We start from the raw sequence: 14,447 nt of genomic DNA on the forward strand, positions 1-14,447 counted from the left end.
GGGGAGTCCCGATAGGCGCGGAGACGAGTCCGCGCCGGCCACCGTCGGCGCCACCTCCGCGCAGGCCGGTGTCACCGCGCGTTCGACGGATTCGCTCACCGTGCGCACCAAGGTGCTCGCCGAGCGGCACCGGTTCGGCGCTCGCCCTCTCGCCGGAGTTCCGGCCCGCGGCCCGTTTGGTCCCGCCGAGTCCCCCTGCGTTGCCGCAACTTTACCGGCGGAACCCTTTCGACCCCGGCCGTTCTATGTTAAGAAACTTTACTAACTACTACTCGGAGGCACGCCGTGAGTTCACCCACTCGGTCCGGGGAACCGCCCGCCCTTGAGCGCAAGATCGGCCCGCTGCAGGCCACCGCGATCAACATGACGCAGATGTGCGGGATCGGCCCGTTCGTCACGATCCCCGCCATGGTCGCCACCATGGGCGGCCCGCAGGCGATGTTCGGCTGGATCATCGGGGCGATCGTCGCGCTGGCCGACGGGCTCATCTGGGCCGAACTCGGCGCCGCCATGCCGGGCGCCGGCGGCACCTACCTCTACCTGCGCGAAGCGTTCCAGTACCGCACCGGGCGGCTGATGCCGTTCCTGTTCGTGTGGAGCGCGGTGCTGTTCATCCCGCTGATCATGTCGACCGGCATCATCGGCCTCGTCCAGTACCTCGGCTACCTGATCCCCGGCGTGACCGACGACGCCGGCACGACGCCGCTGGGCAAGCTCATCGGCGTCGGCATCACGCTCCTCATCGTGCTGGCCCTGTTCCGGAAGATCGGCCAGATCGGCAAGCTGACCACCGGCCTGTTCGTGGTCATGCTGGTCGCCGTGCTCGCCACGATCGTCGCGGCGTTCTCGCACTTCAGCGGCGCGCAGGCGTTCGCCTTCACGCCCGGCGCGTTCAGCTCGGCCGGCGAGGGCACGTTCTGGGGCGGCCTCGGTGCCGGCCTGATCATCGCGATCTACGACTACCTCGGCTACAACACGACCGCCTACCTCGGCGGCGAGGTCAGCTCGCCCGGCCGGACCATCCCGCGGTCGATCATCTACTCGATCCTCGGCATCATGAGCCTCTACTTCCTGCTGCAGGTCGGCGTGCTCGGCTCGATCCCCCTGGACCAGCTCAAGACCGCCACCTCGGTGGCCTCCTCCGTCCTCGAGCAGGCCTGGGGCACCGGCGCGGCCAAGGTGATCACCGTGCTGATCGTGGTCGCCGCGATCGGCTCGGTGTTCGCCGGCCTGCTCGGCGGCTCGCGCGTGCCCTTCGAAGCCGCGCGCGACAAGGTGTTCCTCCCGGTGTTCGGCAAGCTGCACCCGAAGCTGCACCTGCCGACCGCGGGCGTGCTCACCATGGGCGCGATCACGATCATCGGCTCGCTGTTCACGCTGACCGACGTCATCAACGCGGCCGTCGCCACCCTGGTCATCATCCAGTCGCTGGCCCAGGTCGTCGCGATCTGGACGCTGCGGCGGCGGCAGCCGAACCTCAGGCGCCCGTACCGGCAGTGGCTCTACCCGGTGCCGACGCTGCTCGCCTTGGTCGGCTGGGTCTACATCTACGTCTCCGCGACCTGGCTCTCGATCGGGCTCTCGCTGGGCTGGATCGCGGTCGGCGCGATCGCGTACCTGGTCTACGCGAAGGCCGAGAACACCTGGCCGTTCGGCCCCAAGGAGATCAAGGAAGCCTTCGCCACCGAACCGGAAGGAGCTCAGGCATGAGCCGGAAGCTCGCGGTCCTCGCCGCGCTGCTCCTCGTGCCCGGGGTGCTCAGCGTGGCCGGGCCCGCCGCCGCGCAGGACGCGCAGGCGGCCGCCCGGCCGCACGGGCTCAGCACGATCGGCCTGCCGGGCTGGCAGGTCCTGACCACGGCGAGCGTCAAGGACGGCGGCGACAAGGTCTCCACGCCCGGCTACGTCACCAAGGGCTGGCTGCCGGTCGAGGTCGACGACGCCGGCGCGCCCGGCACCGAGATCAACGCCCTGGTGCAGAACGGCAAGTGCCCGGACGTCTTCTACTCGGACAACCTGCGCAAGTGCTTCGGGTACGTCGACAAGCTCGGCCCCGTGGTCACCAAGCCGTTCTCCGACCCGTGGTGGTACCGCACCGACTTCACCCCGGACATCAAGCCGGGCCAGCACGCGAAGCTGACCATCCCCGGCATCGTCGGAGAGGGCGACGTCTGGGTGAACGGCACGCTCGTCGCCACGAAGGACGTCGTCAGCGGTGCCTTCGCCGGGCACACCTTCGACGTCTCGAAGCTGGTGAAGCCGGGCAAGAACACCCTGGCGATCAAGGTCTACCCGAACAACCCGCTGAAGATGTACACGCTCGACCAGGTCGACTGGAGCCAGATCCCGCCGGACAACGACACCGGCATCCAGTTCCCGCCGACCCTGCAGGTGTCCGACGCGCTGACCGGCGACAACGCGCACGTCGTGCAGGACAACGCCGCCGACCTGTCCAGCTCGAAGCTGACCGTCAAGGTGGACGTCACCAACGACGCGGCGACCGCGCAGACCGGGGACGTCGCCGCGACGATCGCGCCCCCTTCGGGCGCGCCGATCGTCGTCACCCGGCGCGTGACGATCCCGGCGAACACCAAGCAGACGGTGACGTTCGCGCCGGTGAAGATCGCGAAGCCGCAGGTCTGGTGGCCGTACTCGATGGGCGCCCAGCCGCTGTACACGCTGAGCACCGCGGTGTCGCAGAACGGCGTGCTGTCGACGTCGTCGAAGAGCACCTTCGGCATCCGCACGGTCACCTCGCGCCTGGTCGGCAAGTCCGCGCCGCTGCCCGAGGGCGCGCGGCAGTTCACGATCAACGGCAAGGACTTCGTGTTCCGCGGCGGCGGCTTCGCGCCGGACCTGTTCCTGCGCTACGACAAGGCCGACACCGCGCACCAGATCGCGCTGATCAAGAACCTGGGCCTCTCCGGCGTCCGGCTCGAAGGCCACGACATGCCGCAGGACTTCTACGACCAGGCCGACCGCGCCGGCCTGCTGGTCATCGGCGGTTTCCTGTGCTGTGACGCCTGGCAGCCGGACACCGCCGAGCAGCTCGGCGAACGGGACCTGCGGATCATCCACGACTCGTCGGTGAGCATCGCGCAGCGCGAGCGCAGCCACCCCAGCGTGTTCAACTACGGCTGGAGCGACAACGAGCCGTTCCCGAACCAGGAGAACGCCGTCCTCACCGCGTTCAGGCAGGAGGACTTCCAGGTCCCGATCATCGCGTCGGCGGAGTACAAGAGCACGCCGACGCTGGGCAACTCGGGCGAGAAGGAGGGGCCGTACGACTGGGTCCCGCCGTCGTACTGGTACGACAGCTCGCACTTCGACGCCTCGGACGACAGCCGCACGAACGCGGGCGGGGCCTGGGGTTTCGCGAGCGAGCAGAGCGCCGGGCACACCGTGCCGACGCTCGACTCGATCAGGCGGTTCCTCTCGCCCACCGAGCAGGCGAAGCTGTGGCAGGACCCGGCGTACAACCAGTACCACGCGAACTTCGAGCCGGACCACGGCGGCTACGCGTTCGGCACGCTGTACACGCTGGACCAGTCGATCCTGCAGCGGTACGGGAAGTGGACCTCGCTCGAGTCCTATGTGGACCTCGCGCAGATCGCCAACTACGAGAACACCCGCTCGCAGTTCGAGGCCTTCCTGCACCACTCGACGGACAAGGACAATCCGTCAACCGGCGTCGTCTACTGGCAGCTCAACAAGGGCTGGCCGACGCTGCTGTGGTCGCTCTACAACGACGACGGCGACCAGCCGGGCGCGTACTTCGGTGCCAAGAAGGCCAACAAGCCGCTGCACGCGCTCTACGGCTACGACGACGGGAAGGTGACCGTCGACAACCTCGGCGCGGCCGGCCAGTCCGGGCTTTCGGTGCAGGCCCGCGTGCTCGACACCGCGGGCAAGGTCCTCGACGACCAGACCGCGGGCGGGATCTCCCTCGGCAGCCAGGCCGTCAAGACCGGCGTCCTCAAGCCGAAGGTGCCCGCCGAGACGAAGGCGCCGGCGGCCGCGCAGGTCTACTTCGTCGAGCTGCAGCTGAAGCAGGGCGGAAAGGTCGTCGACCGGAACGTCTACTGGCTGTCCACGCAGAAAGACGTCGTCGACTGGGCGAAGACGCTGGGCAACCCGCAGGCGACGCTTTCGCAGTACAGCAACCTGCAGGCCCTGCGGAACCTGCCGAGGTCACAGGTCAGCGCCGTCGCCTCGACGAAGGCGGGCCGTGGCGGCGACCTCGTCACGACGGTGACCGTCACGAACACGGCGAAGAACCCCGGTGCGGCGTTCTTCCTGCGGGCCGACGTGCGCCGCGGGACACCGGACGGGCGTGAGGCGCCGGGCGACAACCAGCTCGTGAACGCGACCTGGGACGACAACGACATCACGCTGTGGCCGGGCCAGTCGCAGACGCTGACCGTCACCTACCAGGCCGCCGACCTGCGCGGCGCGGTGCCGGTGATCAGCGTCGACGGGTTCAACACCGGCCGGGTCGTGGTGCCGGGGAACGAGGGGACTGGAGGGTTCTCGGAGTGACAGGGGAACGGATTCTCGGGATCGACTTCGGCGGCACGAAAGTGGCGCTGGGGCTCGCCGACCGCGACGGCACCCTGCTGGCCACGCGCCGGCTGGACACCGACGCGCAGGCGGGAGCCGAGCAGGTGGTGGTGCGGGCGCTCGCCGGAGCCAGAAGCCTTCTGGCCGACGAGGGCGCGGTTCCGGCCTGCATCGGCGTCGTCAGCCCGGGAATCGTGCTGCCGGAGGAGATCCTGCTGGCGCCGAACGTGCCGGGCTGGGAGCAGCTGCGCCTGGCGGAGCTGGTGGCCGCGGAGTTCCCGGCCGTGCCGATCTCGGTGGGCACGGACGCGAAGGCCGCGGCGCTGGCGGAATGGCGGTGGGGCGCGCTGGCGGGGGCCGACCCGGCGGTGTTCCTGTCGCTGGGCACCGGCATCGCGGCGGCCGTGCTGATCGGCGGCCGGGTGCTGACCGGCGCCAACGGAGCTGCCGGCGAGATCGGGTACAACCTGCTCTCGCCGCAGGACACCGAGGGTTTCTCGAGCGGAGCGGCGCCGCTGGAAGAAGCCGTCGGTGGGCGTGGGCTGGGCGGCCGGGCGAGTGAACTGCTCGGCCGCCCGGTCACCGCCGCCGAACTGTTCGCCCTGGCCAAGGAGAACGTCGAGGCGAAGGAACTGGTGACGGCGGCGCTCGACGAGCTGTCGATGCACGTGGCCAACCTGGCGATCGCGCTGGACCCGCAGCGCATCGCGGTCGGCGGCGGGCTCGTCCGCTCGGCGGACGTGCTCCTGCCCGCGCTGGCGGACCGGCTCGCGCACGCGGTGCCGTTCCCGCCGGAACTGGTGGCCGCGCGCTTCGACCAGGACGCGGCACTGCTGGGCGCGGTGGCGCTGGCCCTGGGCGGTTAGGCGTCCGGGTGGTGTGCCGGTGCCCCGACCCGGCCCACCACCCGGCTTCAGGCCTGCGCCGCCGCCAGCTCGGTGCGGCGGAAGGCGGCGGGGGAGAGGGTGAACCAGACGAGCACGGCGCTGACCGCCTGGATCGCCGCGGCCATGACCCAGACGCCGCGCAGGCTCCAGTGCGCCGCGACCAGGCCGCCGGTGAGCGCGCCCAGCGGGGTCAGCCCCCAGGCCAGCGCGCGGTGGCCGGTGAGCACCCGGCCCAGCAGCGGCGCCGGGGTGAAGCGCTGGCGGCTGGACTGCGAGCAGACGTTCCAGATCAGCACGGTCGCCGTCAGGGACACCAGCACGCCGGCCACCAGCGGCGGCCACGGCGGGACGACGGCGATCAGCAGCTGCGCCACCACGCCGAAGCTCTGCGCGAACCGCATCGACCACGAATAGCCGAGCCGGTCCACCACTTTCTGCACGACGAACGACGACGCGACCCAGCCGACCGCGAGGCAGGCGAGCAGGAGGCCGTACCCGACCAGGCCGACGTGCAGGACCTGCGTCGCGTAGAGCACGAACATCGAGTTGCCGGCACTCGCGGCGAACGAGCCGAGGGCGACGTTGATCGTGATGGACCGCAGCAGCGGCGTCTTCACCAGGTGCCGCAACCCGGCGGACAGGTCGCGCAGCGGATGGGTCGTCGTGGCGACGGTCCTCGACTCGGACGGGATCCGCCGCGCGAGCAGCAGGGCGGCCAACGCGCAGGCGGCGGCCAGCCAGGCGGGCACCCCGGCCCCGACGGCGAGCAGGAACCCGGTCAGCGGCGGCACGACGAACTGGACGACACCCCGGTCGATCACCGTGAGCCGCGCGTTGGCGTGCGCCAGGCGGTCCGGTTCGACGAGCTCGGGCACGAGCGCGCCGCTGGCCCCGTCCCCGAGCACCTGCGCGGAGGTGACGACGAAGGCGACGGCCACGAGCACGGGCAGGCTGAGCAGGTGAGCGGAAGCGGCGGCGGCGAGCACCAGGGCCGCCCCGACCTGCACGGCGTAGGCCCAGGCGAGCACGGAGGTCCGCCGCACGCGGTCGATGAGCACCCCGGCGAACAGCGACAGCAACAGCCACGGCGCCTGCCCGGCGATGTTGAGCAGCGAGATCTCGCGCGGATCGGTGGTGACGGACACGGCGAGCAGCGGGAGCACCGCGAGCATCAGACCTTCGGCGGACGACCCGGACACCGCCACGGCCTGCAGCCGCACCCATCTGCTGGACATGATCGCCAGCATGCCGAAGAAACCGGTGAATCCCAAACGGATTAGCGCCGGCACTCGGGTCAGGTCGCGCCGGAGTCGCGCTTTTCGGCCGAGCCGGAGTGTGCCGAGGGGTCGAGCTGGCTCGATGCCGAGAGCGCCAGACGGGAGAACAACCTCCCGGAAAAGCCGAACAGCAGGGCGAGCGCCAGTGTGAAGGGGGACTCCTGGGCGGTGTTGGAGAATCCGGTGTAGAAGTTGGCGCTGTCGTAGAAGACGCTGCCCAGGACATTGAGATGGGGGTCGGAGAGGACCCGCACGAGAAGCAACCCGCCGACGGCCGTCAGCGCACCCGCGACCGGACTCAGGACCAGGAGGCCCCAAGAGGCTCGCTCCCGGCCGGTCAGCGCGGACACGACGGGCGCCAGGTAACCGCCCATCGCGCCCAGCAGGAGGATCAACGGGTGCCCGAGGGCGCAGGCGGTCAGCACGATTCCCGCGAGACCCATGGCGGTCAGCAGTACCGCCACCCGCTGCCGGTCGAAATCGTTGGCGATGGCGAGCTCACGTCGTTGATCGATCTCGCCTGCGCTTCGGTGATCGCACATCTCACGACGGAGTCCCCCGGGTGTTCGTTGCCCGGGTTGGCGAGGACATCCGGTACGTCCAACGCGAGTGCCTTCGATTTCACGACGACCGCCTCGCTGAGCAAGGGGAGGCTTTCGGGTGATTCCAGGGTTATCGCCTGGCGCTCCAGCGTGTGCAGGTCCTGCCAGCCGTACTGCACCTCGGTCAGGGTCATCCATGGAATCCACAGCGAGAGGGACGTGAGAACGTCGGGCTTCCTCGTGTCCAAGCGTCGGAGAAGCTCGTCGGCCTTCTCGAGAAGACAGTCCCGCAGGTGTTCCGTGGCTTCGGGCGGCGAGAGCGCCTCCAAGCGCCCGCGCAAGGCGAAGACGGCGGAGCGCAGCTGGGTGTAATGGGGAATGATGACATTGGTGCCGTGGTTGGCGACCAATGCGGCTATGTAACTCAAGCACGAGACGAAAACAAGGAAGCGGCTGTCGTGCGCCAGCTGGCGGATCACGGGAGCCGGGGAGTTCGTGAAAAAATCCGTCAGAATGCTGGTGATCAGCGCCGTCATGATGATCAGGGACAATATGATCCAATAGATCTTGCGCGCGCGTGGTCTCGCGAGGATTCCCTGGTCATCGTGGTGTACCCGGCGCACGCATTAATCATGCGCCCACTGTCAAGATGGTGTCATTTCCTGCTCTGCGACCGATCGCGTCACCTCGGCGGAATCATCGTTTCGACGCCGATTCCGGCCGCATCGCGGCCGTCAGCGGCGCACCCGGGTCGATTCGCGGACGACGAGTTCCGGGGTGAACACCACCGCCTGGTGCTCCACCGTCGTGTCCGCCGTTTCCGCCAGGAGGAGTTCCGCGGCCGTGCGGCCCAGGCGGCGGGCCGGCTGGCGGACCGACGTCAGCGGGACCGCCGCCGCGGCCGCGAACTCGATGTCGTCGTAGCCCACGATCGCCATTTCCTCCGGGACTCGGACGCCGGCGCCGACCATCGCCTGCAGCACTCCCAGGGCCAGGAGGTCGTTCGCGCAGAACACCGCCGTCGGGCGGGGGCTCGTGCCCAGCAGGCGGGCGCCCGCGTCGCGGCCCGAGGCGACGTCCAGGTTCGTCGCCTCCAGGACCGTCAGCTCCACCGCCGATCCCGCGAGCGCCGTGCGGACGCCCTGCTCGCGGTCGCGGCACTGTTCCAGGACGGCGGGGCCGTTGACGAACGCGATCCGGTCGTGGCCCGTTTCCCGCAGGTGCCGGGCCGCGAGGGCGCCGCCCGCGACGTCGTCGACCGACACCGAGCTCGCCTCCGACGCCGGTGCCTTGCGGTCGACGAAGACGTACGGCGTGCCGCTGCGCCGGAACGCGCGCAGGGCTTCGCCGGACGTCGTGACGGGGCTCAGCAGCACCCCGCGGACCCGCTGCTCGGCGAACATCGCCAGGTACGACGCCTCCAGGTCGGACCGCTGGCCGCTGTTGCCGGTGATGACGTTGAGGCCCTCGGCGTGCGCGGCCTGCTCGGCGCCGCGGGCGACGTCGACGAAGAACGGGTTGCCGAGGTCGAGCACCAGCAACCCCAGGACGCGGCTGCGACCCGCGCGCAGCTGCCGCGCCGACTCGTCGCGGACGTAGCCCAGCTCCTCGATCACCGACAGCACCCGGGTGCGGGTGGCCGCCGCGACCACGTGCGGCCGGTTGACCACATTGGACACCGTGCCGATCGAGACGCCCGCCCGCTTGGCGACGTCCTTGATGCCGACCACCGCACCCCCTCACCCGAGAAGGCGCGAGCCTATCATGGTCTGAAACGTTTCAGACCCATTTTCCCGACGTTGGTCGGACGATCATCCCGCTAGGCTCCGAGCCGGGTGAGACTGGCCGCTGGGAGGAGTCCGGGTGCGGATCTTCACGATCGTGCTGTCGCTGGTGCTGACGTGGGTGCTTTCCGGCGCGGTCGCGTCGGCCTCGCCCGTGCTCGAAGGGGACACCGACGATCCCGTGACCGCCGCGCCGGCGGTGACGCGGCCGGACACCCCGCACTGCACCGTCACGCTCGCCGACGCCTTCCGCTCCAACGCCGCCGACGGCAGCCCGCAGTACTACGAAGGCACGCTCACGCCGCCGAAGGCCTGCCCCGGCCCGTGGGCGAAGGTCGTCATGGACCAGACGGTGACCGTCGGCGGCCGCCAGTACGACCGGATCGGCGACCTGCGGATCGGCGGCACCGAAGTCTGGTGGGGGACCACCGAGGAGCCCAGCGGCGAGGGGCACCGCCCGATCACGTACCACTTCGACAAGGACCTCACGCCGTACGCCGCGTTGCTGCGCGCGCCGCAGCCCTTCCACGGCGGCATCGAGAACTACACCTCCTCCGTCTACACCGGCGTCTACGCCCAGACCGTGACGCTCACCTACTACCAGGCCGACCGGAAGCACCCCGCGGCCGCCGGCCCGGACCACGTCGCCGGCTTCGGGCACGCCGACGCGACCCCCGCGGCACCCACCGTGCACTTCACCGCGAAGGACCTGCCGCGCAACATCACCCGCGCCTACCTCGAGGTCACGCTCGAAGGGCATGCCTGCGACGAACAGTGGTTCGACGACGTCCCCGACGATGTGGCCGCGAAGTACCCGGCCGCCGGGCTCTGCGGGAAGGGGCCCTACCGCGAAGCGAACTTCGCGATCGACGGGGCTCCGGCCGGCAGCGCGTTCACGTTCCCGCACATCTACTCCGGCGGGATCGTGCCGCAGCTGTGGCGGCCGATCGTGGCGATCGACACCTTCAGCCTGCACGCCGAAACCTACGACGTGACGCCGTTCGCGGGCCGTCTCGTCGACGGCGGGACTCACGACATCTCCTTCTCCTTCCCGGACATCGGCGGCGAATTCACCGTCGTCCCGACCCTACTGCTCTACACCGACAAAAACGCCGCGCGGACGTCCGGGGCGCTGACCCAGGACGACGTCGCCGCCGCGCCCGAGCGCCGGACGGCCACGAAGGACATCGACGGCGGCGTGAACGTGACGGTCACCGCGAAACGCCACGACGTCACCGCGGGCTACGTCGACACTTCAGCCGGCCGCGTCTTCACGCGCGTCGAGCGCACTCGCGACTACCGCAACAGCGACGACGTCACCGGCGGCGGCTTCACCCAGCACGTCGTGCAGGCGGACGCCGGGCAGCAGACGTCGGTGTCCACTGTGGACGGCCGGGTGCGGTCGGCGGACCGGCACACCTGGTCCTACCCGCTGACCACGGACGCCACCGCGAACATCACCGACGACCAGAACCTGCGGATCTCCGGCTCGGCCGAGATGACCAAGATCCTCGGCGACTTCACCGGCGACGGCCGGAACTGGCGGCCCACGCGCGCGTCGCGGGAGTGGCTCAGCTCGTCCGGCGTCCTGGCCCGCACCAACGGCGTCAACACCGAAGCCGACGGCCGGTCGAAGACGCTCTACACCGGCACGGACGACCTCGGCCGGCCCTACTTCCACTACGCTGCCAGCGAGCACGGGCTGATCACCGCGAACGAAATTGTCGGTGGCCATCGATAAGGTCCGGCGCGTGACCGAACCTGCCTTCGTGACCGAGACCCGGACCGCCTACGACACCGTCGCCGACTCGTATGCCGAGGAGCTGCGGGACCTGCTGGACGCCAGCCCGTGGGACCGGGCGATGCTGGGCACGTTCGCCGAACTGGTCGGGGGGACCGGCCCGGTCGGTGATCTCGGCTGCGGCCCGGGCCGGCTGACGGGGTACCTGGCCTCGCTGGGGCTGGACGTGTTCGGCGTCGACCTCTCGCCCGGCATGGTCGACGCGGCCCGCCGGGCGCATCCCGGGCTGCGCTTCGAGGTCGGTTCGCTGGCCGCCCTCGACCTCGCGGACGGCTGCTTGGCGGGCGCGCTGGCCTGGTACTCGCTGATCCACACGCCGCCGGAGCGGCTGGCGCCGGTGGTGGCGGAACTGGCGCGGGTGCTCGCGCCGGGCGGGCGGCTGCTGACGGCGTTCCAGGTCGGCGACGAGCACCGCCGCATCACCAACGGCTACGGCCGCGACGTCGCCTTGGACGCCTACCGGCTGCAGCCGGACTTCGTCGCCGAGCTGTGCGTCGCCGCCGGCCTGGTGATCGAAGCCCGGCTGGTCCGCGAGCCCATGCCGTCGCTGCCCGAGAAAACGCCGCAGGCCTACCTGCTGGCCCGCAAACCGGCGTGAACCCCGTCTCGCCACCCGTCACCCGATCGGGCTAGTACGGTACTGTCGGGGCCATGGGGAGTCTCCGCTCACGGGTCCTGGGCTGGGTTGGCAGGCGGTACCTCGCCCGGCAGACCAAGAAGGGCTTCGACCTCGAAAAGATGTCGTCGTTCCTGCCCGACTCGGCGCTGCTCCCGCTGAAGCGGGACGGCCTCGACCCGGTCGCGGAGATCGGCGCGCGCCGGGCCGCCGAGCCCATCGGCAAGCTCGACCTGCCGTTCGGGATGAACGCGTGGCTGGTCACCGGGTACGACGAGGCGAAGGCCGTGCTCGGCAAGGTGACGGAGTTCTCGAGCGACTTCACCAACCTCGTCGGCAACGCCGGCGTGACCGCCGACCAGAACCCGGGTGGCCTCGGCTTCGCGGACCCGCCGGTGCACACGCGGCTGCGGAAGCTGCTCACCCCGGAGTTCACCATGCGCCGGCTCAACCGGCTGGCGCCGCGCATCGACGAGATCGTCGCCGAGCAGCTCGACGCGATGGCCGCGGCCGACGGCCCGGTCGACCTCTGGCAGGCGTTCGCCCTGCCGATCCCGTCGCTGACCATCTGCGAGCTGCTCGGCGTGTCCTATGAGGACCGCGAGGAGTTCCAGCGCCTCAGCACCGCGCGCTTCGACCTCTTCGGCGGCGCGGGCGCCTCGCTGGGCGCGATGTCGGAGTCGCTGACCTACCTGCTCGACATCGTCAAGAAGCAGCGCGAACAGCCCGGCGACGGCCTGCTCGGCATGCTGATCAAGGAACACGGCGACGAGATCGACGACCGCGAGCTGGCCGGCCTGGCCGACGGCGTGCTCACCGGCGGCCTGGAGACCACGGCGAGCATGCTCGCGCTCGGCGCGCTGGTGCTGCTGCGCGACGAGAAGGCGGTCGAAGCCGTCCGCGGCGACGACGAGTCGGTGCACCGCTTCGTCGAGGAGCTGCTGCGCTACCTGACCGTGGTGCAGATGGCGTTCCCGCGGTTCGCCAAGGAGGACATGGAGATCGGCGGCGTTCGCATCGCCGAGGGCGACATCGTGCTGGTCTCCCTGTCGGCCGCGGACCGCGACCCGAAACTCGGTTCGGACATGGAGAAGTTCGACGCGACCCGCGAGCCGACGTCGCACCTGGCGTTCAGCTACGGCATCCACCGCTGCATCGGCGCCGAGCTGGCCCGGATGGAGCTGCGCACGGCTTATCCGGCGCTCGTCCGCCGCTTCCCGAACCTGCGGCTCGCGGTGCCGGAGGACGAGCTCTCCTTCCGCAAGGTGTCCATCGTGTACGGCCTCGACGCGCTGCCGGTCCTGGTCGACTGACCGGGGTCAGTGCGGGATGGGCCGCCACGGCCGGCGCCCGACGCGGTCCCGGTGCGCCTCGATGACCAGGGCGACGTCCATCGCGGATTCCGTCTCGGCGAGCTCGCCGAGGTAGCCGACCCCGCCGGCCAGGATGGCCAGGTCCGCGGCGAAGTAGACGCCCATCAGCGGGTTCACGAACAGTTCGCTGCCCGCGGTGCGCGCGGAGCCGTGCACGTCCCCGAACTCGCCCCGCAGCGCGGCGGCGATCTGCCCCTGCACGATGCTGGGCCGGTCCGGTGTTGCCTGCTGCGCGTGCGCGACGGCGTCGAGGTAGGCCGCCGCCTCCGCCGACGCCGACGGGATCGACAGCGCACCCAGGTAGCCGCCCGCCCGGTCGAGGGCGGCGAGGTTCTCCAGCACGTGGGCGTGGCAGACGCCGTGGAAGGCATCGATGCCGAAGCCGAGGCTGACGACCAAGCGGTCCACCCCCGCCAGCGTGGCCACCGCGGCGAGGCCGGCCATGTCCTCTTCGGGCGTGCCGAGCCCGGACTCGTCCCCGCGCAGCAGGATGTCGGTGCCGCCGTCGACGAGCACGACGGCGTCGGCGGCGAGGTCCGCGACGAGGTTCTCGTACGCCTCGCGCAGCGGCCGGACGCCGGTGCGCGGGAAGGCGTACACGGCCGGCGGCCATCCCCGGCTCTCCAGCCACCGGGCGAGGGTGCGCTCCGGGAAGTACGCGTCGTCGCCCGCGCTCCCAGGCCGCACCCGGGCGACGCCGGGGGCGGCCCAGTCGTCGAGGTCGAGCCGGTTCAGGTCGCTGAACGCCAGGTTCGCCAGGTGCACTTCCTTGCCCTGCGCGCGCAGGGCCGCCGCCAGCGGGATCCCGGCGTAGACGTCGAACCCGCCACCCGCGCCGGCGACGAGCACGCGGCGCGCGGGCCGCAGGCGGGTGAACAGCGGCGGTTCGGCGAGGGTGTGCACCCCGCCATCGTACCCGGATCCTCCATTGTGGACAGTTCTCAACGGACGCCGCGGGGCCGGAACTGGATGCTGATCCGCGGGCCGGCCGCCCGGTTCGTCTTGGGGACGGCGTGTTCCCACGTGCGCTGGCACGAGCCGCCCATCACGATGAGGTCGCCGTGGCCGAGCGCGTAGCGGTGCGCCTCGCCGCCGCCACGCGGGCGCAGCGCCAGCTGGCGGGCCGTGCCGACCGAGAGGATCGCGACCATCGTGTCCTCGGTGCTGCCGCGGCCGATCGTGTCGCCGTGCCACGCGACGCTGTCGCGGCCGTCGCGGTAGTAGCACAGGCCCGCGGTGCGGAACGGCTCACCGAGCTCTTCGGCGTAGTGCGCGCTCAGCGCGTCGCGCGCCTCGGCGAGCGCGGGATGGGGGAGCGGTTCCGCTTCGCGGTAGAAGCACAGCAGCCGCGGGACGTCGACCAGCCGGTCGTACATCCGGCGCCGCTCCGCCTGCCACGGGACGCCGGTGACGAGTTCGGTGAACACCTCGTCGGCGCCGTCGAGCCAGCCGGGCTGCACGTCGATCCACGCGCCGGAGCCGAGGTCGGTCCGGCGCGGCGCCAGCGCGTGCACCGTGACGGGGCCGGACTCGCCGAACAGCGATGCCTGCAGGGCCGGGGTCGTCATGGGTCCGACCGTACACGATGTTCGAACAAATGTTCTACGT

At 70.8% G+C, this 14,447-nt stretch carries 12 protein-coding genes; 6 read left to right on the forward strand and 6 right to left on the reverse strand.

The window, feature by feature from the left end; translation table 11 throughout:
• Positions 1-285 precede the first annotated feature (285 nt).
• Genes AB0G28_RS15920 through AB0G28_RS15930 form a run of 3 tightly spaced genes read left to right on the forward strand, consistent with a single transcriptional unit; the run spans position 286 to position 5,425 of the window.
• The gene (locus tag AB0G28_RS15920) at positions 286-1,710 is read left to right on the forward strand and encodes an APC family permease (protein ID WP_361088800.1); all 1,425 of its coding nucleotides are present in this window, start codon (positions 286-288) and stop codon (positions 1,708-1,710) included.
• Entirely contained in the window at positions 1,707-4,538 is a 2,832-nt protein-coding gene (locus tag AB0G28_RS15925) for a beta-mannosidase (RefSeq protein ID WP_361088802.1), read from the forward strand. The genes AB0G28_RS15920 and AB0G28_RS15925 overlap by 4 nt, the downstream gene beginning before the upstream one ends.
• Positions 4,535-5,425: an ROK family protein gene (locus AB0G28_RS15930; protein WP_361088804.1), complete on the forward strand. Its 891-nt coding sequence runs from the start codon at positions 4,535-4,537 to the stop codon at positions 5,423-5,425. The genes AB0G28_RS15925 and AB0G28_RS15930 overlap by 4 nt, the downstream gene beginning before the upstream one ends.
• Positions 5,426-5,472: 47 nt before the next feature.
• Here the strand turns inward: AB0G28_RS15930 and AB0G28_RS15935 are convergent, their stop codons facing one another.
• The 4 genes from AB0G28_RS15935 to AB0G28_RS15950 form a co-directional block, all read right to left on the reverse strand.
• Positions 5,473-6,681, reverse strand: coding sequence for an MFS transporter (locus AB0G28_RS15935; RefSeq protein ID WP_361088806.1), 1,209 nt, complete (start codon positions 6,679-6,681; stop codon positions 5,473-5,475).
• Positions 6,682-6,740: 59 nt separating this feature from the next.
• Positions 6,741-7,187 (reverse strand): hypothetical protein, encoded by a 447-nt coding sequence (locus AB0G28_RS15940; protein WP_361088809.1) that lies wholly within the window; start codon positions 7,185-7,187, stop codon positions 6,741-6,743.
• On the reverse strand, positions 7,172-7,801 hold the full coding sequence (locus AB0G28_RS15945) for a hypothetical protein (protein ID WP_361088811.1): 630 nt from the start codon (positions 7,799-7,801) through the stop codon (positions 7,172-7,174). Before AB0G28_RS15945 ends, AB0G28_RS15940 begins: the two co-directional genes overlap by 16 nt.
• 198 nt (positions 7,802-7,999) lie before the next feature.
• Positions 8,000-8,995 (reverse strand): LacI family DNA-binding transcriptional regulator, encoded by a 996-nt coding sequence (locus tag AB0G28_RS15950; protein ID WP_361088813.1) that lies wholly within the window; start codon positions 8,993-8,995, stop codon positions 8,000-8,002.
• A gap of 133 nt (positions 8,996-9,128) precedes the next feature.
• On the opposite strand from AB0G28_RS15950, the gene AB0G28_RS15955 reads away from it, so the two are divergent.
• From AB0G28_RS15955 to AB0G28_RS15965, 3 genes are read left to right on the forward strand one after another with little or no spacing between them, the layout of a single operon-like run.
• Positions 9,129-10,790, forward strand: a complete 1,662-nt coding sequence (locus AB0G28_RS15955; RefSeq protein ID WP_361088815.1) for a peptide-N4-asparagine amidase — start codon at positions 9,129-9,131, stop codon at positions 10,788-10,790.
• 10 nt (positions 10,791-10,800) lie between these two features.
• Positions 10,801-11,448, forward strand: a complete 648-nt coding sequence (locus AB0G28_RS15960; RefSeq protein ID WP_361088817.1) for a class I SAM-dependent methyltransferase — start codon at positions 10,801-10,803, stop codon at positions 11,446-11,448.
• Positions 11,449-11,501: 53 nt separating this feature from the next.
• Entirely contained in the window at positions 11,502-12,779 is a 1,278-nt protein-coding gene (locus AB0G28_RS15965) for a cytochrome P450 (RefSeq protein WP_361088819.1), read from the forward strand.
• Between the two features lie 6 nt (positions 12,780-12,785).
• Here the strand turns inward: AB0G28_RS15965 and AB0G28_RS15970 are convergent, their stop codons facing one another.
• Complete coding sequence (locus AB0G28_RS15970) at positions 12,786-13,742, reverse strand: DUF1152 domain-containing protein (RefSeq protein WP_361088821.1); 957 nt, start codon at positions 13,740-13,742, stop codon at positions 12,786-12,788.
• A 38-nt stretch (positions 13,743-13,780) separates the two neighbouring features.
• Entirely contained in the window at positions 13,781-14,407 is a 627-nt protein-coding gene (locus AB0G28_RS15975; protein WP_361088823.1) for an alpha-ketoglutarate-dependent dioxygenase AlkB, read from the reverse strand.
• Positions 14,408-14,447 lie beyond the last annotated feature (40 nt).

Origin of the sequence: Amycolatopsis sp. NPDC021455 (genome assembly GCF_040640995.1) — a bacterium.
Lineage (GTDB): Bacteria > Actinomycetota > Actinomycetes > Mycobacteriales > Pseudonocardiaceae > Amycolatopsis.